This window comes from Novosphingobium sp. BL-A-41-Hi4B-X5A (assembly GCF_055521705.1).
The window spans coordinates 908212-929190 of the sequence record NZ_CM145500.1 but is presented as its reverse complement, the minus strand read 5'-3'; the positions used below and the strand labels follow the sequence as shown (position 1 = coordinate 929190).

General features: G+C 64.3%; 21 protein-coding genes. 13 read left to right on the top strand and 8 right to left on the bottom strand.

Annotated elements, in window-relative coordinates; genetic code table 11:
• Positions 1-17 precede the first annotated feature (17 nt).
• Genes ACZ1JY_RS04255 through ACZ1JY_RS04240 form a run of 4 tightly spaced genes read right to left on the bottom strand, consistent with a single transcriptional unit; the run spans position 18 to position 4220 of the window.
• Positions 18-1085, bottom strand: coding sequence for a PA0069 family radical SAM protein (locus ACZ1JY_RS04255; RefSeq protein ID WP_465130471.1), 1068 nt, complete (start codon positions 1083-1085; stop codon positions 18-20).
• A gap of 51 nt (positions 1086-1136) precedes the next feature.
• Positions 1137-1664, bottom strand: coding sequence for a molybdenum cofactor biosynthesis protein B (gene moaB / locus ACZ1JY_RS04250; RefSeq protein WP_465130470.1), 528 nt, complete (start codon positions 1662-1664; stop codon positions 1137-1139).
• The gene (locus tag ACZ1JY_RS04245; RefSeq protein WP_465130869.1) at positions 1654-3438 is read right to left on the bottom strand and encodes a lytic transglycosylase domain-containing protein; all 1785 of its coding nucleotides are present in this window, start codon (positions 3436-3438) and stop codon (positions 1654-1656) included. The genes moaB and ACZ1JY_RS04245 overlap by 11 nt, the downstream gene beginning before the upstream one ends.
• A gap of 2 nt (positions 3439-3440) precedes the next feature.
• Positions 3441-4220 (bottom strand): uracil-DNA glycosylase family protein, encoded by a 780-nt coding sequence (locus ACZ1JY_RS04240; protein WP_465130469.1) that lies wholly within the window; start codon positions 4218-4220, stop codon positions 3441-3443.
• Between the two features lie 110 nt (positions 4221-4330).
• On the opposite strand from ACZ1JY_RS04240, the gene ACZ1JY_RS04235 reads away from it, so the two are divergent.
• The 8 genes from ACZ1JY_RS04235 (at position 4331) to ACZ1JY_RS04200 (ending at position 12888) form a co-directional block, all read left to right on the top strand.
• Entirely contained in the window at positions 4331-5980 is a 1650-nt protein-coding gene (locus ACZ1JY_RS04235) for an electron transfer flavoprotein-ubiquinone oxidoreductase (protein ID WP_465130468.1), read from the top strand.
• A 113-nt stretch (positions 5981-6093) separates the two neighbouring features.
• A complete protein-coding gene (locus tag ACZ1JY_RS04230; RefSeq protein ID WP_465130467.1) occupies positions 6094-6438 on the top strand; it encodes a hypothetical protein in 345 nt (114 codons plus the stop codon).
• Positions 6435-7232, top strand: a complete 798-nt coding sequence (locus ACZ1JY_RS04225; RefSeq protein ID WP_465130466.1) for a 4-(cytidine 5'-diphospho)-2-C-methyl-D-erythritol kinase — start codon at positions 6435-6437, stop codon at positions 7230-7232. The genes ACZ1JY_RS04230 and ACZ1JY_RS04225 overlap by 4 nt, the downstream gene beginning before the upstream one ends.
• Positions 7229-7951 (top strand): N-formylglutamate amidohydrolase, encoded by a 723-nt coding sequence (locus ACZ1JY_RS04220; RefSeq protein WP_465130465.1) that lies wholly within the window; start codon positions 7229-7231, stop codon positions 7949-7951. The genes ACZ1JY_RS04225 and ACZ1JY_RS04220 overlap by 4 nt, the downstream gene beginning before the upstream one ends.
• Positions 7952-8073: 122 nt before the next feature.
• Complete coding sequence (gene ilvD / locus ACZ1JY_RS04215) at positions 8074-9921, top strand: dihydroxy-acid dehydratase (RefSeq protein WP_465130464.1); 1848 nt, start codon at positions 8074-8076, stop codon at positions 9919-9921.
• Positions 9921-10277 carry a hypothetical protein gene (locus ACZ1JY_RS04210; RefSeq protein ID WP_465130463.1) on the top strand — a complete coding sequence of 119 codons (357 nt, stop codon included), beginning with the start codon at positions 9921-9923 and terminating at the stop codon, positions 10275-10277. The genes ilvD and ACZ1JY_RS04210 overlap by 1 nt, the downstream gene beginning before the upstream one ends.
• A complete protein-coding gene (locus ACZ1JY_RS04205; protein WP_465130462.1) occupies positions 10261-11670 on the top strand; it encodes an NAD(P)H-hydrate dehydratase in 1410 nt (469 codons plus the stop codon). The genes ACZ1JY_RS04210 and ACZ1JY_RS04205 overlap by 17 nt, the downstream gene beginning before the upstream one ends.
• 12 nt (positions 11671-11682) lie before the next feature.
• Positions 11683-12888: a class I SAM-dependent RNA methyltransferase gene (locus ACZ1JY_RS04200; protein WP_465130461.1), complete on the top strand. Its 1206-nt coding sequence runs from the start codon at positions 11683-11685 to the stop codon at positions 12886-12888.
• Between the two features lies 1 nt (position 12889).
• On the opposite strand, the gene ACZ1JY_RS04195 is transcribed toward ACZ1JY_RS04200, so the two are convergent.
• The 3 genes from ACZ1JY_RS04195 to ACZ1JY_RS04185 form a co-directional block, all read right to left on the bottom strand.
• Positions 12890-13324: an MAPEG family protein gene (locus tag ACZ1JY_RS04195; RefSeq protein ID WP_465130460.1), complete on the bottom strand. Its 435-nt coding sequence runs from the start codon at positions 13322-13324 to the stop codon at positions 12890-12892.
• Between the two features lie 27 nt (positions 13325-13351).
• Positions 13352-13783 (bottom strand): MAPEG family protein, encoded by a 432-nt coding sequence (locus ACZ1JY_RS04190; RefSeq protein ID WP_168904526.1) that lies wholly within the window; start codon positions 13781-13783, stop codon positions 13352-13354.
• 64 nt (positions 13784-13847) lie between these two features.
• On the bottom strand, positions 13848-14840 hold the full coding sequence (locus ACZ1JY_RS04185) for a threonine ammonia-lyase (RefSeq protein WP_465130459.1): 993 nt from the start codon (positions 14838-14840) through the stop codon (positions 13848-13850).
• 90 nt (positions 14841-14930) lie between these two features.
• Here ACZ1JY_RS04185 and ACZ1JY_RS04180 point away from each other — a divergent pair, with 90 nt between their 5' ends.
• The 5 genes from ACZ1JY_RS04180 (at position 14931) to ACZ1JY_RS04160 (ending at position 20503) form a co-directional block, all read left to right on the top strand.
• Entirely contained in the window at positions 14931-16136 is a 1206-nt protein-coding gene (locus tag ACZ1JY_RS04180) for a saccharopine dehydrogenase family protein (RefSeq protein ID WP_465130458.1), read from the top strand.
• A gap of 54 nt (positions 16137-16190) precedes the next feature.
• Positions 16191-16580: a GxxExxY protein gene (locus ACZ1JY_RS04175; RefSeq protein ID WP_465130457.1), complete on the top strand. Its 390-nt coding sequence runs from the start codon at positions 16191-16193 to the stop codon at positions 16578-16580.
• A gap of 59 nt (positions 16581-16639) precedes the next feature.
• On the top strand, positions 16640-17839 hold the full coding sequence (locus ACZ1JY_RS04170; RefSeq protein ID WP_465130456.1) for a carboxynorspermidine decarboxylase: 1200 nt from the start codon (positions 16640-16642) through the stop codon (positions 17837-17839).
• 41 nt (positions 17840-17880) lie between these two features.
• Positions 17881-19107 carry a serine hydrolase domain-containing protein gene (locus tag ACZ1JY_RS04165; RefSeq protein ID WP_465130455.1) on the top strand — a complete coding sequence of 409 codons (1227 nt, stop codon included), beginning with the start codon at positions 17881-17883 and terminating at the stop codon, positions 19105-19107.
• 172 nt (positions 19108-19279) lie between these two features.
• Positions 19280-20503 carry a type III PLP-dependent enzyme gene (locus ACZ1JY_RS04160; RefSeq protein WP_465130454.1) on the top strand — a complete coding sequence of 408 codons (1224 nt, stop codon included), beginning with the start codon at positions 19280-19282 and terminating at the stop codon, positions 20501-20503.
• Between the two features lie 57 nt (positions 20504-20560).
• Here the strand turns inward: ACZ1JY_RS04160 and ACZ1JY_RS04155 are convergent, their stop codons facing one another.
• Positions 20561-20944, bottom strand: a complete 384-nt coding sequence (locus ACZ1JY_RS04155) for a YkvA family protein (protein ID WP_206065720.1) — start codon at positions 20942-20944, stop codon at positions 20561-20563.
• Positions 20945-20979: the final 35 nt, after the last annotated feature.

Here is a 20979-nt window from a genome sequence, read left to right as displayed (position 1 = left end):
TTTGCAGGATGGGCTGATCAGAACAGGTCCAACTGGCCGTTGGGGCTGGGCTTTCTGAACTGCGCGCAGTCCAGATCGATGTGGGCCCTGCCGATGCCGTGCTTGCGACAGGCGACGCGGAAGCGGGTGCGGATGAGGTCGGCCCAGATGCCATTCGGCTTCATGCGGGTGAAGAACTGCGCGTCGTTGTCCTTGCCGCCGCGAACCGACTGGACGATCCCCATGACTTTCGATGCGCGATCCGGGAAGTGCGTGTCGAGCCATTCGCGGAACAGCGGGGCGACTTCGTGTGGAAGGCGCAGCATGATCCAACTGGCCGACCGCACGCCACGGTCTGCGGAGGCCTCAAGGATGCCTTCCATGAACTGGTCGGTGATCGACGGAATGACCGGGGCGACCGAAACATGGGTGGGGATGCCGGCGGCAACAAGCTTTCCAAGGGCTTCCAATCGCTTGGCAGGACTGCTTGCACGCGGTTCGAGAAGGCCGGACAGGCGCGGGTCGAGGCTGGTGACCGAGATGCCGACCGCGGTCAGATTGCTGCGGGCGAGTTCGGCCAGCAGGTCCAGATCATCCAGTACGCGCGCGGACTTTGTGGTGATGGTGACCGGGTGGCGCAATTCGAGGCAGAGTTCGAGCACCTGGCGGGTGATGCGGTAACGGCTTTCGATCGGCTGGTAGGGATCGGTATTTGTGCCCATGGCAATGGGAGCGGGCATGTAGCCGGGCTTGGCCAGGGTTTCACGCAGCAGCTTTGCCGCATCGGGTTTGGCAAAGAGCTTCGTTTCGAAATCGAGGCCGGGCGAGAGATCGTGCCAGGCGTGGGTGGGCCGAGCGTAGCAGTACACGCAGCCATGCTCGCACCCCCTGTAGGCGTTTACCGAACGATCAAAGGGGATGTCGGGCGAGCGGTTGAAGGTGAGGATCGAGCGGGAATGTTCTTCGGTGACCGTCGTGCGCAGCTTGGGACCGGGACCGTCGATATCCTCGCGCGCGTCGAGCCAGTCGCCGTCAACCTCGCGCGTGGCGAGGCCGAAGCGTGTCGGGACATTTGCGGATTGTGCGCCTCTGCCATGGACTGCCATGGCTGGATTGGAACATAAGTGGAACGAAAATGCAATAGCGACTGGAAAGACTTACTTTTCCAGGAGCCTCGGCATAAGTTCGACAAAGTTGCAGGGCCGGTTGCGGCTGTCGAGCTGTTCGTCGAGGATGCCGTCCCAGCCGTCGTTCACCGCGCCATTCGAGCCGGGCAGGGCGAAGATATAGGTGCCGCGCGCGACAACGGCGCAGGCGCGGGACTGGATCGTGCTGGTGCCGATGGTCTTGTAGGACAACCAGCGGAAAAGTTCGCCAAAGCCCGGAATGTCGCGCGTCTTGACCCGATCAAGCGCTTCGGGCGTCACGTCACGCCCGGTGAGGCCGGTGCCGCCAGTGATGACCACGGCATCGACCGTACGATCGTCGATCCAGTTGTTGAGGCGACTGGCGATACGATCGGCATCGTCCTTTTCCATGGCGCGGGCGGCAAGCTTGTGGCCCTTTGCCTTGATCCGTTCGGCAAGGATGTCGCCTGAAGAGTCCTCGGCCGGGCCGCGCGTGTCGGAAACGGTGAGCAGGGCAATGTTGATCGGCTTGAATTCGCGCGAAGTATCAATTGCCACGCGATGCTATCCTCAAGTTCTCTGGCCTTATGTTGCCAGCACCATCCAGACCCGGGAATTTCGGCCACATGCCCTGGACGAGCCCCATCCGGCTTTCGGACGGGCCGCCCGCCTGCTTTTCGTACATCCAGTAATTGCGCATGACGATCGAGACGTAGCCGCGCGTTTCCCAATACGGGATCGATTCCATCCACAGGAGGGGATCGCTGCCGCCACGGATTTCGGTGTTCCAGCGGCTGATCGGCAGGGGCCCGGCGTTGTAGGCGGCCATGACCTTGGGCAGGAGGCCCTGCGTCGCGTCGGAATCGCGCAGCTGCTGAAGATACTGCTGGCCGAAGGCGAGGTTGACGTCAGGCAGATCGAGCTGGCGATCGCGCCCGGCCATCATCGGTTCGACGCGGGCCATGTCCTTGGCCGTGCCCGGGCGGACCTGCATCAGCCCCTTGGCCCCGGCGGGGCTGGTGACGGCGGTGCGGAAGTTCGATTCCTGCAGCGAGTGCGCGAAGAGCAGCGCCGGATCGACCTTCCAGCCCGTGGCCGGTGTCCATTTCGGCGCAGGGAAGCGCGCGGATTCATCGGGCCGCGCCCCTGCCGGAGCATTGTAGGCCATCCACAGCTGGGTGGAGGGAAGGCCAAGGTCGCGGGCGAGGCGCGAGAGCGGGGCGTATTGCCCGGGCGCACCGATGCGGGCCTGGTGACGCAGGATTTCGTCGGCGAGGCCGTCTTCGCCGATCTCGGCCAGCTGGACGGCGGTGCGGATGTTGGGGACGTCGCGCAGCTGCTGCCAATCATTCTGCGAGAAGTCCGGAGCCACCGGCGGCGTGCTCTCGCGCATGCCCAGTGCTTCGGACGCCATCATCCCGTAAAGCGTTTCGCGGAAACGGGCGGCGTTGCGCAGCGAGGCCGAGACCTTCTCCGGCTTGCGGCAGCGCAGCCAGGCGCGGCTGGCCCAATAATGCGCGGCCGAGGCCAGCTCGTCGTTATGGGCAGAGCCTGCGGTCTTCTCGAACGAATCGGCGGCAGCAAGGCAATCGCCGAGACGCCAGCTGGCAAGGCCTGCGGTCCAGTAGGCTTCGGAAATCCAAGGACCCGAGCCTTCGGCGGCCGTCAGCGAGAGGGCGCGCGCGGTGGCGTCGTCGTTCTCGATATAGAAGGCCCAGCCGACCTTCTGCCGCCATTCGGCGCGGGCAGCGGGAGAGAGCGTGGCGTCGACGCCATCGAGCAGCACGCGCGCACCGACCGGATCGTCAAACTTGATACGGTCCTGAATGGCAGCGGCGACACCGGCCGGCATCGTCCCGTCATCGATCGGGCGCGGCTTGATGCGCTTCGAGACGTTGGGGAGGCTGACGAGGCGCTGCGCTGCGGGCAGGGCAGGCAGTTCGGTCGCTCCGCGCTTGAGGGCAAGGCGGCCAAGCTGCTCGGCCCACGGCAGGTCGGGTGCCTTGGTCAGCACTTCGGTGATCGGCGCGAGCTCTGCCTTGGGCGAGGTAGCGGCGAGCATGTACTGCGCGCGGGCGACGGTGTGCAGCGGTCCGTCCGTGCGCTGGGCGAACAGGGTCTGGACTTGCGTCCAATCCTCCCGCTCGATCGCGGAGAACAGGCTCTTATAGTAGGAGCGATCGTCCGCGCTCAACAGCGAGGGGACGGCGGTGCGATCGGCGCGGCCACGGAAATAGTCGACCGCTGCGCTGTTGGCGTGAGCCGGGACAGCGGAAAGCCCAAGCGACGAGGTCGCGAGCGCGAGCAGCGTGAACGTCTTGGCGCGAGCCAGCTTCAAATCGTTTCAGTCCCCGTCCATTCGAGCCAGCGGCTCCAGAAACCTGCCTTGAGGGCAGGGCGCTGCAACATGGCTTCGAGATCCCACGCCGGCAGCGCAGGGAGTGGTGGCCCTTCTTGATTAATTGCCCGTAAACTTTGAGCCAAATTCGGCGGGTCGTGGCCGAGAAGCGCCGAAATGCCCGATGCGCCGAGTATCAGCAGCCGCTTGGGAGCCGCCAGCGCGATGTGGTGGAGCAGGACGTCGCCAAGGCCGGACTCCTTGTGGACTTGCCAATCGGCCATTGGGACATGTGCGGGAAGGGCCGAGGCGAGGTAGGTCTGTTCGCGGGCAATGCTCATCGCGGCGAGCATGGCATCGAGCAGCCGCCCTGCCCGGCCCGAGAGCAATGCGTCGCCATCGTCGGCCGAGGGCATCGGCACGAGGATCATCAAGTCCGCGCCTTGCGCACCGACCGGAGGCAGGCGCTTGAGCCCCGCCGGGGCGAGCGCGGGTTCGGCAAGCCACCATGGCGCGAAGGTTTCGAGCGTCTGCGGCCAATCGGACTTGGCACTGACCTTTGCGACCTTTGGCGAATCATCGCGCTCTGCCGCGAGTTCGCGCAGCGGCTTCATCGGGGCAGGTGGCGCGGCTTCCCTGGGCTTGCGCGCTTCGGCCAGCCAGTCCTGCGGATCATCGACGAAGGCATGGTCCACGCCCGCATCGCGCCACCAGTCGAGCGCCGCCGTAACGGCAGCATCCCAATCGTGGCCATTCGCGTTAGCGGTATCGGGCAACCTGTCTTTCCTTCCAGTCCAATTTGCGGTCTTGACCTTGCCAGTGCCCTCTTTCAAGGCACATTCGAAATTCAATCGTGCGTTTAGCAGCAGTCGGGAGATATCGAGGCATGAGCGAACGGGAATCGATGCCGTATGACGTCGTCATCGTTGGCGGGGGACCTGCGGGCCTGGCTGCCTCGATACGGCTGAAGCAGGTGAACCCGGATATCTCGGTCTGCATCCTGGAAAAGGGTTCGGAGATCGGCGCGCACATCCTTTCGGGTGCGGTGGTGGACCCGAAGGCGCTTGATGAACTGCTTCCGCAATGGCGCGAACAGGGCTGCCCGATGGCCGAAGTGCCGGTGACCGACAATTGGCACTGGGTGCTGTCGAAGACCGGCAAGATGTCTATCCCGCATTGGCCGATGCCTCCGTTCATGTCGAACGATGGCAACTATACCGGCTCGCTCGGCAACCTGTGCCGCTGGTTGTCCGAACAGGCGATGGAACTGGGCGTCGAGATCTTCCCCGGCTTCCCGGCGGCGGAGATCCTGTTCGACGAGAACGGCGCGGTGATGGGCGTCGCCACCGGCGACATGGGCATTGGCAAGGATGGCGAGAAGAAGCCTGACTACCAGCCCGGCATGGAACTCCACGCCAAGTACACGCTCTTTGCCGAGGGCGCGCGCGGACACCTGACCAAGCGGCTCAAGGCGCATTTTGACCTTGAGCGCGATTGCGAGCCGCAGGTCTATGGCATCGGCATCAAGGAACTGTGGGACATCGATCCCGAAAAGCACGCGCCGGGCCGCGTGATCCACACGCAAGGCTGGCCGCTTTCGGAATCGAATTCGTGGGGCGGCGGGTTCCTCTACCACCAGGCGAACAACCAGGTGGCATTGGGTTTCGTCACCGCGCTCGATTACGCCAACCCCTATGTGTATCCGTTCGAGGAATTCCAGCGCTGGAAGCAGCACCCGGAAATCCGCGCGATCCTCGAGGGCGGCCGCCGCGTGTCGTACGGCGCGCGTGCCATCAACGAGGGCGGATGGCAGTCGGTGCCGCGCCTGTCGTTCCCCGGTGGTGCGCTGATCGGTTGCTCGGCCGGCTTCGTCAACGTGCCGCGCATCAAGGGCAGCCACACCGCGATGAAGAGCGGGATGCTGGCGGCGGAGTCCATCGCGGCGGCAATGGCCGCGGGCCGCGAGAAGGACGACATGGTCGAGTACGATGCGGCCGTGCGTGACAGCTGGATCGCCAAGGAACTGAAGAAGGTCCAGAACGCGCAGCCGCTGGTGGCCAAGTTCGGCGGCGAGCTGGGCACGGTGCTGGCGGGCGCTGACATGTGGCTGCGCACCATCGGCGGCTTTGGCATCTGGAAGCCGATGAAGCACCACCGCGACAGCGAGGCGACGCAGCGCGCCGATCTGTACAAGCCGATCGCCTATCCGAAGCCCGATGGCGTGATCACCTTCGACCGCCTGACCAGCGTCTCGTTCTCCTACACCAATCACGAGGAAGACCAGCCGAGCCACCTCGTGCTGAAGGACCCGACGGTGCCGACGCGGATCAACCTGCCGATCTATGCGGGGCCTGAGCAGCGCTACTGCCCGGCGGGCGTCTACGAGTACGTCGGCGTGGAGGAAGGCAACCCGCGCCTGCAGATCAACGCCCAGAACTGCGTCCACTGCAAGACCTGCGACATCAAGGACATGACCCAGAACATCGAGTGGGTCACGCCGGAAGGTGGCGGCGGGCCGAACTATCCGAATATGTGATGTTCAATTCCTCCCCGGCACGGGGAGGAATTCACTCTGTTCAGCATACATGAAGTCATGAGCTTGCGAACATCGCATTGACATTGGTAAACCGAGGCTGGAGGCGCTTGTTTATGGCCTACTCGCTGGTGGTGATGCTGTTCTCTGCTGCGCTTGCTTGGATGCTTGATTTATATGGCAGGATGCCTTGGGGAAATGTCCGCCCTTCGAAGACTGACTTGAAGCATGTCTCGACGGCAAGCACGGTGACCAAGCTTTCATTGAAATATCGAACCGCCTCGAGATGGGGAGGTATCGTTGGTTACTGGTCAATTTTTATTTCAGTTTGGTTTTTTGGATCCACAATGAACTTCTGGGGGTGGTTGAGCCTGGGGCTGCTCGGGGCGGTTTCCGTTGGAGCGGCGGTTTTCTCGCATTGGTGGCTTATCTCTTGCCGCACCCATAGGCCAAAGAGATGAAAGAAACCGCTTACGCCAAGATCAACCTTGCGCTGCACGTGCGGCGGCGCAGGGAGGATGGGTATCATGAGTTGGAGACGCTGTTTGCCTTCGTCGATGCAGGCGATGTGCTGAGCGCTTCGCCTGCGCAGGCGGATTCGCTGCGCGTTGTCGGCGAGTTTGGCGGCGCTCTGGACGATCCGTTCGGCAATATCGTGGCCAAAGCCTTGCAATCGCTGCCGCATGGGCCGGGCTGGGCGGTCACGCTGGAGAAGAATCTGCCGGTGGCGGCCGGGCTGGGTGGCGGATCAGCCGATGCCGGGGCGATATTCCGGATGGTTCGGGACAGCCATGGTTTGCCGGAGGACTGGCATGCGCGGGCGGCGAAGCTGGGGGCGGACGTGCCGGCTTGCGTGGAAAGCGTGACCTGTATCGGGCGCGGGACCGGGACCGAGCTGGAGCCGATTGCCAACGATCTTGCGGGCACGCCGGTTCTGCTGGTCAATCCGCGTATTCCGCTGGCTACCGGGCCGGTGTTCAAGGCCTGGGATGGCGTTGATCGCGGGCCGATGGAGGGCGAGAACCTTCGGCAAATGGCCCTTGCTGGCCGCAATGATCTGGAAGCCCCGGCGCTGACGCTGGTGTCAGAAATTGGTGATGTGCTGGCGGCATTGGCGCGGAAGGGGGCTTGGTTGACGCGCATGTCAGGATCGGGCGCGACGTGCTTTGCGCTCTACGATACGCCTGAACTGCGCGATGCGGCCAAGGCGGCAATGCCAGCCGAGTGGTGGACGTTGGCAGGGGCGTTGCGGTGAGCGAGGCCTTCGCCATCCTCGGTCAGCCGCGCTTCGGCGGCATCCTCGTGGTTTCGGACCATGCTTCCAACCACGTGCCGGACGATATTGAGCTCGGCATCGCTGCGGACCTGTTGAACCAGCATATCGCCGTGGACATCGGCGTTGCAGAGGTGGGCGCGTTCATGGCGCAGCGGCCGGGAATCGCGACGTTTCAGGGCGGGGTCAGCCGTCTGGTCTGCGATTTCAATCGCGACGAGCATCTGCCGACCGTCGTGCCGATTGCCAGCGATGGCCATGCGATCCCCGGCAATGCGCTCGATCATGCCGGCCACGAGGCGCGGCTGGCGCGGTTCTTCCGGCCCTATCACGATGCGCTGGCCGACCTTCTGGCCGATGTGCCGCAGGCGCTGATCCTGTCCTTGCACAGCTTTACGCCGCAACTAGCCTCGAGCGACGAGTCTCGGCCCTGGCATGTGGGCGTGCTTTACAACGAGGATGATCGCGCAGCGCGGATCGCTATTCCGCTTCTGGAAGCCGAAGGACTCTGCGTTGGGGATCAGCTGCCCTATTCGGGCAGGCTGCTGAACGCGACAATGAACCGCCATGCCGAGGCGGACGGAAGGCCCTACCTGGGCATAGAGGTGCGACAAGACCTGATCAGCGATGCTCAGGGCCAAGCTGAATGGGCCGAGCGGCTGGCGCGGATTGCCAATCAGGTTGCGGTCGCAATCAGTTAGGTTTTCCGCCACTTTTGGCTGACATAGTTGTAATTAATACTTTCGACAGCGGCCGATTCCGTGGGCTAGGGAACGCTCCCAAGTCGCCCATAAAAACTGATTCCCTGTCCGGAGTTCGCACAATGCCCGCCTATCGTTCACGCACCACCACCCATGGCCGCAACATGGCGGGCGCGCGCGGACTGTGGCGCGCCACCGGCATGAAGGACGAGGATTTCGGCAAGCCGATCATCGCGGTGGTCAATTCGTTCACGCAGTTCGTGCCGGGCCATGTTCACCTCAAGGACCTTGGCCAGATGGTCGCGCGCGAGATTGAGGCGGCTGGCGGCGTTGCCAAGGAATTCAACACCATCGCAGTCGATGACGGCATCGCCATGGGCCACGACGGCATGCTCTATTCACTGCCAAGCCGTGACCTGATCGCCGACAGCGTGGAATACATGGTCAACGCCCATTGCGCCGATGCGATGGTCTGCATTTCCAACTGCGACAAGATCACGCCGGGCATGCTGATGGCGGCGATGCGAATCAACATTCCGGTCGTGTTCGTCTCGGGCGGGCCGATGGAAGCAGGCAAGGTGATCCTCAAGGGCAAGGAGCACGCGCTCGATCTGGTCGATGCGATGGTGGCCGCAGCCGACGACACGATGACCGACGAGGAAGTGGCCGCCGTCGAACGGTCGGCCTGCCCGACCTGCGGTTCGTGCTCGGGCATGTTCACGGCCAATTCGATGAACTGCCTGACCGAGGCGCTGGGCCTGTCGCTGCCAGGCAATGGCTCGACGCTGGCCACCCACGCCGATCGCAAGCGCCTGTTCCTCGAAGCGGGGCGCCTCGCGGTGGACCTGTGCAAGCGCTATTACGAAGAGGACGATGCCAGCGTGCTCCCGCGCTCGATCGCCAGTTTCGATGCGTTCGAGAATGCGGTTTGCCTCGATATCGCGATGGGCGGATCGACCAATACGGTGCTGCACCTGCTGGCCGCCGCGCACGAGGCGGGCGTGAACTTCACCATGTCGGACATCGACCGCCTGAGCCGCCGCGTGCCGTGCCTGTCGAAGGTCGCTCCGGCCAAGAACGACGTGCATATGGAAGACGTGCACCGGGCGGGTGGCATCTATGCGATCCTTGGCGAACTGGACCGGGCAGGGTTGATCCACACCCACCTGCCGACCGTGCACAGCCGCACGCTGGCCGAGGCGCTGGATCGCTGGGACATCAAGCGCACCAATTCGCCTAGCGTGCAGGAATTCTTCAAGGCGGCGCCGGGCGGCGTGCCGACGCAGGTGGCGTTCAGCCAGAGCCGCCGCTGGGACGAGCTGGACCTCGACCGTGAAAGCGGCGTGATCCGTTCGGCGGACCATGCCTTCAGCAAGGACGGCGGCCTTGCCGTGCTCTATGGCAACATTGCGCGCGATGGCTGCATCGTGAAGACGGCGGGCGTGGACGAGAAGATCCACAAGTTTGCAGGCCCTGCCAAGGTCTATGAAAGTCAGGACGCGGCGGTGACGGCGATCCTGACCGGGCAGGTCGTGGCTGGCGATGTGGTGGTGATCCGCTATGAAGGGCCGAAGGGCGGGCCGGGCATGCAGGAAATGCTCTATCCCACCAGCTACCTCAAGTCGAAGGGCCTTGGCGCGGCTTGCGCGCTGTTGACCGACGGGCGCTTTTCGGGCGGCACCTCGGGCCTTTCGATCGGCCATGCTTCGCCCGAAGCGGCGGAAGGCGGCGAGATCGGTCTGGTCGAGAACGGCGACATGATCGAGATCGACATCCCGAACCGCACGATCCATCTGGCGGTCAGCGACGAGGAACTTTCGCACCGTCGCGCAGGCCAGGACGCGAAGGGCTGGAAACCGGCGCAGGAGCGGCCGCGCCAGATTTCGACCGCGCTGAAAGCCTACGCCGCGATGACCACGAGCGCGGCGCGGGGCGCGGTGCGCGATCTCAAGCAGCTTGGCATCGATTGATGCGCGCGGGCCTGCCAGCGCTGCTGATCTGCGCCGTACTGGCGGCCTGTTCGAAGGCTGAGGAAGTGCCCAAGGGCCGCGTGATCGATTGCGCGGTGGGCGGCGCGGCGAAGTTTCTGCCGGAATGCTTCGTCGAGGATTCGCGGGTTGGCGAGAAGCGCTTCCTGACGGTTCGGCACAAGGCCGGGGGCTTTCGCCGGTTCGAGATGGTGGACGACGGGCGCGGCGTGGTATCGGCCGATGGCGCCGATGAAGCGACCGCGCAGTGGTCCTCCGAAGGCGTGCTCGAAGTTTCGGTGGCGGGGGACCGCTACCGCTTCCCGGCAAGGATGAAGGATGATGCCCCGCAGCCGTGACGCCGTGCTCTCGCAGGTCCTCATCGTGGCGCAGATGCGCGCCGCCGAGGAGGACCTGATCGCGGCGGGTACGAGCGTCGATGCGCTGATGCGCGTGGCGGGGCGCGGCGCGGGCGAATGGGTGCGGCGGATCGCGGGCGGCGGTTCGGTGACCGTGCTGTGCGGACCCGGCAACAACGGCGGCGATGGCTGGGTGATCGCCGAATATCTTCGCGAACATGGCAATGCCGTGCAGGTCGTGCAGGCGCGCGAGCCGGCGACCGATGCGGCGGGCAATGCAAGAGCATTGTACCGAGGAGCGGTCGTTTCGGCTGACAGCGTGAGCGCGGGGGATGTGTTCGTCGACTGCCTGTTCGGGAGCGGGCTGACGCGGGCCTTGCCGGATGACCTTCTGGCGCTGCTGGCACGGCTCGCGGCGCTGCATCGCCATCGCATCGCCATTGATGTGCCGAGCGGGATCGAGAGCGACAGCGGCGCGGCGCTGAACGCTGGGCTGCCGGACTGGACGCTGACGGTGGCCCTGGGGGCGTGGAAGCATGCGCATTTTGCCATGCCCGCGTGTGCGGCGATGGGGGCAACCAGGCTGGTCGACATTGGTGTAGCGCAGGTGCCTGGTGCAGCGCGAGTGCTGGAGCGGCTGCGGCTGGCGTCGCCGGCGCCTGATGCGCACAAGTACAGGCGCGGGATGCTCGGGATCGTGGGTGGAGAAATGCCTGGGGCAGCCATGCTGGCGGCGACGGCAGCGCTGCGCACAGGCGCCGGGTACGTCAAGCTCGCGGCGCAGTCGGCGCCAGCGGGAGTGCCGCCCGAACTGGTTGTGACGAGCGACAGCGCGGCCCTGCTGGCTGACGCGCGGACTTCGGCGCTGCTGGTCGGCCCCGGTCTTGGACGGTCTGATGGGGCGTCGCGCTTGCTCGCCGCTGCGCTTCATGCGGGTCGGCCAACGGTCGTGGACGCTGATGCGCTGGTTCTGTTGCGACCGGCGATGCTTTCGGGCGCGCCGTGTGTGCTGACCCCGCACGAAGGCGAGATGGCGGCGCTGGAGCGGGCGTTCGGGCTTTCGGGAAAAGGCCTGCGGCGGGAACGTGCACAGGCTCTGGCCGAGGTTTCGGGCGCAGTCGTGGTGCTGAAGGGGCCGGACACGCTGATCGCGGCGCCCGGGGGCGAGGTTGTCGTGGCCCCGCGCGCTTCATCGTGGCTCTCGGTTGCGGGAACGGGCGATGTACTGGCCGGCACGATAGCCAGTCGGCTCGCCACGAATGGCCAAGCCTTGCGCGCGGCGGAGGAAGGCCTATGGCTCCACGGCGAAGCGGCGCGGCTGTGCGGGCCTGCGTTAACGGCCGGCGAACTGGCTCATGCCGTGCAGGCGGCTTTTAGGGCCGGTAGCGTTTAGGGAATGTCTTGAATGAGTGAGTCCGGTCTGATCGTGCGTGTTGCCGCGAAGGGGGAAGGCGCAACGGCAGATGGCAGATATGCGGCGCTGGCGGCTCCCGGCGATGTTCTGCAGGCTGATGGTTCGCTGGTTTATGGCCCGAACCACGTCGATCCACCATGTCGGCACTTTCCCACCTGCGGCGGTTGCCAGTTGCAGCACTTGTCCGAGGACGCGCTGGTCGAATACGTGCACGATCGCGTCGTCGGTGCGGCGAAGGGGCAGGCGATCGAGGATGTGGTGGCCACGGCGGCGCACATCTCGCCGCCGCGTTCGCGCCGCCGGGCGACCTTGCATGCCCAGGCCATCGGCAAGCGCGTGGTCATCGGTTTTCGCGAGCAGGGTTCGCACAAGATCGTCGATATGCGGGAGTGTCATGTGCTGGCGCCCGAACTGTTCGCACTGGTTGCGCCGCTGCGGGCGCTGCTGGAGCAATGGGGTGACCGCAAGCTGGCGGTCGATATCGAACTGGCGCTGACCGATCAGGGCGTTTCGGCGGGGCTGAAGGGCCTGAGCGCCGAGGGGCTGGCGAAGACCGAGGCACTGCTCGACTTTGCGCGGGACAACAGTCTGGCGCGGCTGACGATGGATTCGGGCTATGGGCCTGAGGGGGTGTGGGAGCCGGAGCCGGTGACTGTCACGCTGGGCGGTACGCCGGTTTCGCTGCCTCCCGGCGCTTTCCTACAGGCGACTGCCGATGGCGAGGCGGCGCTTGTGTCTGCTGCGCGCGAGTGGCTGGCCGGGGCGTCGACGGTGGCCGATCTGTTTTCAGGGCTGGGCACCTTCGCCTTTGCCCTGGCGGGTCCGAAGACCAAGGTGCTCGCAGCCGAAGCAGCGCGCGATGCGCATCTTGCCTGCCAGGCCGCGGCGCGGATGAACGGCCGGCCGGTCCACCCGCTGCACCGCGACCTGTTCCGCAATCCCTTGCGGGTAGAGGAGCTGGATCGCTTTGCGGCGGTGGTGCTCGATCCCCCGCGCGCGGGCGCGCAGGAGCAGGTGGAGCAGATCGCGCTGAGCAAGGTGGCGCGGGTGGTCTATATCAGCTGCAACCCGGCCAGCTGGGCGCGCGATGCGGTGAAGCTGATCGCGGGAGGATACAGGCTGGCGGAGCTGCGGCCGGTGGGCCAGTTCCGCTGGTCGACCCATGTGGAACTGGCCAGCCTGTTCGTCCGCGATTGAGTCACGCGGCGAAGACGATCTTCGCGGCGTGGTAGATCAGCGCCATGAGCGCGATGCTCGACAGCGAGAACAGGATGAAGCGGACCATTACCTTGTTCACGGTCGCCTGCACCAGTGAGTGGATGACGCGCAAGGCCACATAGGCCCATGCGACGGTGGCACTGGTACCATTGCCTGCCCCCGCAACCGCAATGACCAAGCAGACGGCATAGAACAGCGTCGGCGCTTCGTGCAGGTGGTTGTAGTTGTGAGCCTTCCACTGGACGCTGGCGGGCAGCAGATCGTCGAGCGTCTTGGTGGGGTCCTTGGCAAGGCCATCGGGATCGACCTTGGCGGCGTTCATGGCCGGAATGCGCGTGACGTACATCCACAGCCACATGACCATGGTCCACGCCATGAGTGCGACAGCCGGTTGCAGGATATGAGCAATCTTCATTGGCATTCTCCCCCTCTTTTGATGTCTTTATCCGTGGCCCATGGTCGCTCCCAAGGCGCGCAATGCCAGGCCGATCAGGCACAGCGTTGACAGCAGGAACAGGCTGAAGCGCACGGGCACGCGGTTGACCGTGGCCTGCCAGATCGAGTGGACGATGCGTAAGGCAACGTAACCCCATGCCAACACGACATCGAGCGAAGCCGCGCCCATGATCGCAAGGATCATCACGGTCGCGTAGAACAGCGTCGGCTGTTCCATCAGGTGGGTGTAGTTATGCGCCTTCCAGTTGATCTCGTCGGGCAGGACGCCTTCGAGGTCCTGTCCGCGTCCGCCCGGTTTCGCTTTGCCGAGGCCGCCCTTCTGCTTGAGGGCTGGCAGTCGCGTTCCGGCCATCCAGAACAACATGACAATCGACCACAGCACGAGGACCGCGGCGGGCGTGAGGATTTGCGCCTGCATTTTCAGATCTCCCCCGAGAATTGCCGGGAGAGTGCGGGGTGCGAGTTAGATTGTCAAATGCAACTTATCCCTCGTGCGCAATCACTTGGGCAAAGGCGGCAGGATCGACGTTGCCGCCCGAGAGCAGGACGGCGGTGCGTCCATCTGCCGCCACCTTGCCAGCCAGCAACGCAGCGAGGCCGGCGGCTCCGCCCGGTTCGACCACCAGCCTCAGCCTGCTGAAGGCATAGCGCTGGGCGGCGCGCACCTCGGCCTCGGTTACGCTCAATCCCCTGAGACCGCGCGCGGACATGATGGCGAAGTTGATGGGGAAGGTGGCAGGCGTCTGCAGCGCGTCGCAGGCGGTGCGAGGGGCATCGCTGGAGACGCGTTGGATCGCGCCACTGGCGAGGCTGCGGGCGACGTCGTCCCAGCCTTCGGGTTCGACAGGCACGATCTCGGCGTCGGGCAGGGCAAGGGCGAGACCGGCGGCAAGGCCACCGCCACCGCATGGGGTGACGACGCGGGTCGGGCCACCGTCGGCGAAGCACTCCATCTGCGCGGCCAGTTCGATCCCGGCGCTGCCCTGGCCTTCGATCACCCAGGGATCGCCATAGGCGTGAACCAGCGTCGCGCCGCTCTGCGCCACGAGCGTGGCGGCGACGGCGTCGCGATCCTCGCCGCCGGGGCGATCATAGAGCACGACGTCTGCGCCGAGTTCGCGGGTGGCGGCGAGTTTTACCTGCGGCGCGTCGTTGGGCATCACGATCCGGGCTGCGATGCCTAGCCTGCGGGCTGCCCACGCGACGCCTTGCGCGTGGTTGCCGCTGGATACTGCAATGACTCCGCGGCTCCGCTCCTCATCGGTCAGGTCGGACAGCCGGTGCCAGGCGCCGCGGATCTTGAACGCGCCGACCGGCTGGAGGCTTTCGGCCTTGCACCACACGGTGCCGCCCGCCGGCAGTTCGAGCGGAAGCAGCGGGGTTCGTGGCAGAATCTGCGCCATCTTCTCTGCCGCGCGGAGCACGCCTTCATGCGTTGGTTGGCGGGTTTCGACAGAAGGACTTGGGTTTGTCATGGCTCTCCTCTAAAGGGCCTTTCCATGAATGTCCTGCGCGTTCGGCCCAAGGTCTGGAACGCGGCGGGACAATTGGCATTTGGAGTTACCATGGCAAAAGTTCTCGTCATCGGCGCAGGCGGCGTCGGCTCGGTCGCGGTCCACAAGATGGCGATGAATTCGGATATCTTCACCGGCATCGCGCTGGCGAGCCGCACCAAGTCCAAGTGCGATGCGATCGCCGCTTCGGTGAAGGAGCGCACTGGCGTTACCATCGACACCTACCAGATCGATGCCGATGACGTCGCCGCGACCACCGCACTGATCAACGAGGTCAAGCCAGTGCTGGTGGTGAACCTTGCGCTGCCGTACCAGGACCTCAACATCATGGATGCCTGCCTTGCCGCGGGCGTCAATTACATGGACACCGCGAACTACGAGCCGATCGACGAGGCCAAGTTCGAGTATTCGTGGCAGTGGGCCTATCAGGACAAGTTCAAGGAAGCGGGCCTGATGGCGCTGCTGGGCTCGGGCTTCGATCCGGGCGTGACCAGCGTCTTCGCGACCTGGCTGAAGAAGCACAAGCTGGACACGATCCGCACGCTCGACATCCTCGATTGCAACGGCGGAGATCATGGCCAGCACTTTGCCACCAACTTCAACCCGGAAATCAACATCCGCGAAGTGACCGCGCCCGCGCGGCACTACCTCAACGGTGAGTGGGTAGAGACGCCGGCGCTGACCATCCGCCAGCAATTCGACTTCGAGGAAGTCGGCCCCAAGAACATGTACCTGATGTATCACGAGGAGCTCGAAAGCCTCGCGCATCACTTGCCCGAAATTGAGCGCATCCGCTTCTGGATGACCTTCGGGGATGCCTATATCACGCACCTCACCGTGCTGCAGAACGTCGGCATGACCCGGATCGACCCGGTGATCTACGAGGGCAAGGAGATCATCCCGCTGCAGTTCCTCAAGGCCGTGCTCCCGGAACCCGCCTCGCTCGGCCCCACGACCAAGGGCAAGACCAACATTGGCGACATCGCCACGGGCCTGAAGGATGGGGAGGAAAAGACCTTCTACATCTACAACATCTGCGACCACGAAGACGCCTATCGCGAGACCGGCAACCAGGCGGTCAGCTACACCACCGGCGTGCCCGCGATGATCGGCGCGGCGATGATGGTGCAGGGCATCTGGTCGGGCGCGGGCGTGTTCAACATGGAACAGTTCGATCCCGATCCCTACATGGACATGCTGAACAACCACGGCCTGCCTTGGCAGGTCAAGGAACTGGCGGGGCCGCTGGCGTTCTGATTTTCTCTGTTTCACGCAGAGACGCGGAGAAGAAGAAGAGACGCGGAGGGGGCCTTGCTTGCGATTGACGAGTTGTGCTCCATCGTTCTTGCGGAGGCTATCGCCATTCACAAGGAGCTTGGGCCTGGTCTGTATGAGGCGGTCTACGAGTCCGTACTGACTGGTCGCCTGAGGCGACAGGGTTTCAACGTCGAGCGGCAGGTGCAGGTGAAGGCCGTCTTCGACGGCGTTACCTACGATCCTGCGTTCAAAATCGATATGCTTGTTGACGGAAGACTAGTCCTTGAGATCAAGGCCGTTGAGCAGTTGAGCAAGGCCCATGGCAAACAGTTGCTGACCTATCTTCGATTGTTGAAGCAGCCCGTCGGGCTGCTTCTCAATTTCTCGGAAGCTACCCTCAAGAACGGCATTCGCAGGGTGGTAAACGACTACCAGCCTGCCTAAATCTCTGCGTCTCCCCTTTCTTCTCCGCGTCTCTGCGTGAACCAATCCGAGGTATGAAAATGGAAACCAGGGCCGGCGATCCGGGCGCATTTGCCACGTTCGATCTTAACCGTGTCGATAGCCCCGCGTTCGTCGTCGACGCGGCGAAGTTGCGGGCCAATCTGGCGGTGCTGGCCGACGTGCGCGACCGGGCCGGGATCAAGGTGCTGGCGGCGCTCAAGGCGTTTTCGATGTGGAAGGTGGCGCCGATTGTTGGCGAATACCTCGATGGCGTCTGCACATCGGGCCTGTGGGAAGCCAAGCTGGCGGCCGAGCATTACTCGGGCGAGATCGCGACTTATTGCGCGGCCTACAAGGCCGAGGACATGGGCGAGATCCTGCGGCTTTCGGACCATGCGATCTTCAATTCGCCGGGGCAGCACGCGCGCTTTGGCGGGGAGATCGCTGCGGCGAAGGCTGCGGGCGAGGCGTTCGACATCGGCCTGCGGATCAATCCGCTCCATGCCGAGGGCGAGGTGCCGCGCTATGATCCTTGTGCGCCGCATTCGCGGCTGGGCTTTCCGGTGGACCAGTTGCTGCCGGAGCACCTCGAGGGAGTTTCGGGGCTGCACTTCCACACGCTGTGCGAGCAGGATTTCGAACCGCTCAAGCGCACGTGGGAGGCGCTGGAAGCGCGGATTGCGCCGTTCTTCGGGCAGCTCAAGTGGCTGAACTTCGGCGGCGGGCATCACATCACCCGTGCCGATTACCAACGCGAGGACCTGATTGCCTTCCTGCACGAGGTGAAGGTGCGGACGGGTTGCGAAATCTACCTTGAGCCAGGCGAGGCGGTGGCGCTCGACGCGGGCATACTTGTCGGCACTGTGCTGGATACGCACTGGAACGGGATGCAGCTTGGCATCACCGACATTTCGGCGACGTGCCACATGCCCGACGTGATCGAGGCGCCCTATCGTCCGGCGATGTTGGGTGAACTGCCGATCGACGAGTACGAAGATGGCGGTGAGGGCGGTGTGCCGGTGCGCCTTGGCGGGCCTTCCTGCCTCGCGGGCGACGTGATCGGCGATTATCGGCTGCCAAATGGGGCCGAACCGGGCACGCGTTTCGCATTCCTCGATCAGGCGCACTATTCGATGGTCAAGACCACGACCTTCAACGGCGTGCCGCTGCCGTCGATCTGGCTGTGGGACAGCGAGAGCGATGCCTTGGAGAAGGTGCGCGGCTTCACTTACGAGGACTTCCGCGACCGGCTTTCCTGAGGCATGCTGCTCGCTGACAAGAATGTTGGCGGGAGAAGGCGATGGCGGGCGATTTGCTCGATGGCGTGACCAGCGATCCGGTGCGGATGGGCTGGATGGAAGGCGCGCCGCCGCCTGCTGACAAGATTCTGCTCGCCTCGCGCGCGGATCACATGCGGTTTCCGATGATCCGCTGGTCCTATTCCAACATGCGCCAGTTCGTGCCCTCGCGGCGCGTGGCGGCGGGCGGTGAAGGCACGGCATTCGAGCGGGCGATTGACGAGCGATTGGGGCAGGTCAGCTTCACGCCGCTCAATGCCGATGCGCCCGTCACGTTCGAACAGTCGCTCACCCAGGCGTTCACCGACGGCATCCTTGTCCTGCATCGCGGCAAGGTGGTGTTCGAACGCTGGTTCGGGGTGACCGAGCCGGAGACGCGGCATATCGCCTTTTCGGTTACCAAGAGCTTTGTCGGCACCGTTGCCGAGATGCTGGTGGAGGAGGGCAGGGTCGATCCGGCGGCGCTGGTGGCGGACTACTTGCCGGAATTGGCGAGCAGCGGATTTGCCGATGCGACAGTGCGCCAGGTGCTGGACATGACCACTGCCCTCGATTTCTCGGAGGACTATGCCGATCCCAATTCGGGCATCGGCGCCTACAGCGCGGCATTGGGGCTTACACCGCGCCCGACGGACTATGCAGGGCCGATCGATCTTGCCTCATACCTGCCCACGATCGGCAAGTCCGGAGAGCATGGCAAGGGCTTCACCTATCGCACGCCGAATACCGAGGTGCTGGCGTGGATGATCGCGCGGATCGAGGGCAAGCACTTTGCTGATGTGCTGTCGGAGCGGATCTGGCGGCCGCTGGGGATGCGGGGTGATGCCGACCTCATCGTGGACCAGGCGGGAACGGCCTTTGCGGGTGGCGGGCTGAACCTGAGGCTGGAGGACCTGGCGCGGTTTGGCGAGGCGATGCGCCTTGGTGGGCTGGGGGTCATTCCCGAAGCCGTGGTGCGGCGGGCGACGCATGGCGGAGATCCGGCGCATTTCGACCGCAACCGCTATCCGCAACTGCCTGGCTGGAGCTATGGCAGCCAGTGGTGGATCAGCAACAACAACCGTGGCTGCTTCTCTGCGCGCGGCATCCACGGGCAGACTCTCTGGGTCGATCCTGCAGCGGAAATGACGGTGGCACGATTCGCATCGCACCCCACTGCTGCCAATGGCGCCAACGATCCGCTGTCACTCCCGGCATGGGCTGCACTGGCCGAAGCATTAAGTTCCTGATTTTTCGCGATCTGTCTGGATTTGTTTCATTTTCCTGACGGGACTTTTGGGCAGCGTTATTTTCACTTGAGATTCATGCGCAGGGCCTTATTTACCCCCCTCTCGCTGCCCCATGGGGACTTCCAAACCGCAAGGCAGCTTCGTTCAACGTTCCGTTTGGGGGTCCCTTGAGTTGCACATCCATCCTGACGCACTGGCTGTAGTTCGCGCCTCCGCGCCTGAACAACCCGCCATTTTGAACCGTCCGCACGCCGCCGCGCGCGCTGCCCGCTTCTTTGTGGAGAAGTTTCCGGGCAAGTCGCTGTACGCGGTGAAGGCGAATCCGTCGGCCGATCTGATCCGCATCCTGTGGGATTCGGGCGTTACGCACTATGACGTTGCCTCGATCGCGGAAGTGCGCCTGGTGCGCGAGACGCTGCCCGAGGCAGTGCTGTGCTTCATGCATCCGGTGAAGGCTCCGGCTGCGATCCGCGAAGCCTATCAAACCTATGGCGTGCGCGTGTTCAGCCTCGATTCGATCGAGGAGCTGGAGAAGATCAAGGCTGCGACGGCAGATTCGGAAGGCAACGTGCCCGAAGACCTGACGCTCTGCGTGCGGCTGCGCGTCTCGTCGGAATATTCGGAGCTGAGCCTCGCATCGAAGTTCGGCTGCGATCTGGCCAATGCGGCGGAATTGCTCCAGGCGACGCGCCAGGTGGCGGACTCGCTTGGCGTGTGCTTCCACGTCGGCAGCCAGTCGATGAGCCCGCATGCCTATGTCCAGGCGCTCGAGCGCGTGCGCGCTGCCATCGTCGACGCTTCGGTCCTCGTCGACATCATCGACGTGGGCGGTGGCTTCCCGTCGATCTACCCGGGCATGGAACCGCCGCCGCTGGAGGATTACTTCGGCGTGATTGACCGCACCTATGAATCGCTGCCGGTTTCCTACTCGGCCGAACTTTGGTGCGAGCCGGGCCGTGCGCTGTGCGCGGAATACAACTCGATGATCGTGCGCGTCGAACGTCGCCGCGGCGCCGAGCTGTACATCAACGATGGCGCTTACGGCGCGCTGTTCGACGCGGCCCACGTCGGCTGGCGCTTCCCCGTCCGCGTGCTGCGCGACGAGGTGGCGAACGACGTCGACACCGAGATCGAGCTGGAGCCGTTCAGCTTCTATGGCCCGACCTGCGACGACATGGACCACATGGAAGGTCCGTTCGAACTGCCGGTGGACATGAAGGTGGGCGACTACATCGAGATCGGCATGCTCGGCGCCTATGGCGCGGCAATGAAGACCGCGTTCAACGGCTTCGGCGCCACGGAAGTGTTCGAAGTGACTGACGAGCCGATGTCGAGCCAGTATCGGGGCGATCGCCGCGATCCGCGCGTTTCGGACAACGTGGTATCCCTGCGCTGATTGCTGGCGCGATTGAGGAAACAACGAAGGCCCTGCCGCGAGGTGGGGCCTTTCTCGTCAGTGCCGCGCGATGACGGCGTGATATAGCGCAGCGATAGAAACCACCCAGAGCGCCACGATGGCGATCAGACCGACGGTGGAGCGAGGCTTGTCGACCAAGCTTGCCCGTTCGCGCAGGTCTTCCATGAGCGGTGCCGGAATCATCCTGACGGCGAGCGCTATGCCGAGCGGCACGAGGATCACGTCGTCCAAGTAGCCGAGGATGGGGATGAAATCCGGGATCAGGTCGATCGGTGACAGGGCATAGGCTGCGACGATTGCGGCAACGACTTTTGCTGCCATCGGCACTCGCGGATCGCGCGCGGCGAGCCACAGGGCGACCACGTTGCGCTTGATGCGCCGGGCCCATGCCTTGAGATCCTGAAGTGCCTTGGCCGCCATCTGCACGAGGTAAGGGCGCGGCGCGCTGTTACAAG

Excerpts from the sequence above, each read along its gene's own strand:
- ACZ1JY_RS04255 (WP_465130471.1), bottom strand. The coding sequence starts at position 1,085 with ATGGCAGTCCATGGCAGAGGCGCACAATCCGCAAATGTCCCGACACGC.
- ACZ1JY_RS04235 (WP_465130468.1), top strand. The coding sequence starts at position 4,331 with ATGAGCGAACGGGAATCGATGCCGTATGACGTCGTCATCGTTGGCGGG.
- ACZ1JY_RS04230 (WP_465130467.1), top strand. The coding sequence starts at position 6,094 with ATGGCCTACTCGCTGGTGGTGATGCTGTTCTCTGCTGCGCTTGCTTGG.
- ACZ1JY_RS04225 (WP_465130466.1), top strand. The coding sequence starts at position 6,435 with ATGAAAGAAACCGCTTACGCCAAGATCAACCTTGCGCTGCACGTGCGG.
- ilvD (WP_465130464.1), top strand. The coding sequence starts at position 8,074 with ATGCCCGCCTATCGTTCACGCACCACCACCCATGGCCGCAACATGGCG.
- ACZ1JY_RS04210 (WP_465130463.1), top strand. The coding sequence starts at position 9,921 with ATGCGCGCGGGCCTGCCAGCGCTGCTGATCTGCGCCGTACTGGCGGCC.
- ACZ1JY_RS04205 (WP_465130462.1), top strand. The coding sequence starts at position 10,261 with ATGCCCCGCAGCCGTGACGCCGTGCTCTCGCAGGTCCTCATCGTGGCG.
- ACZ1JY_RS04200 (WP_465130461.1), top strand. The coding sequence starts at position 11,683 with ATGAGTGAGTCCGGTCTGATCGTGCGTGTTGCCGCGAAGGGGGAAGGC.
- ACZ1JY_RS04195 (WP_465130460.1), bottom strand. The coding sequence starts at position 13,324 with ATGAAGATTGCTCATATCCTGCAACCGGCTGTCGCACTCATGGCGTGG.
- ACZ1JY_RS04190 (WP_168904526.1), bottom strand. The coding sequence starts at position 13,783 with ATGCAGGCGCAAATCCTCACGCCCGCCGCGGTCCTCGTGCTGTGGTCG.
- ACZ1JY_RS04185 (WP_465130459.1), bottom strand. The coding sequence starts at position 14,840 with ATGACAAACCCAAGTCCTTCTGTCGAAACCCGCCAACCAACGCATGAA.
- ACZ1JY_RS04180 (WP_465130458.1), top strand. The coding sequence starts at position 14,931 with ATGGCAAAAGTTCTCGTCATCGGCGCAGGCGGCGTCGGCTCGGTCGCG.
- ACZ1JY_RS04170 (WP_465130456.1), top strand. The coding sequence starts at position 16,640 with ATGGAAACCAGGGCCGGCGATCCGGGCGCATTTGCCACGTTCGATCTT.
- ACZ1JY_RS04165 (WP_465130455.1), top strand. The coding sequence starts at position 17,881 with ATGGCGGGCGATTTGCTCGATGGCGTGACCAGCGATCCGGTGCGGATG.
- ACZ1JY_RS04155 (WP_206065720.1), bottom strand. The coding sequence starts at position 20,944 with ATGGCGGCCAAGGCACTTCAGGATCTCAAGGCATGGGCCCGGCGCATC.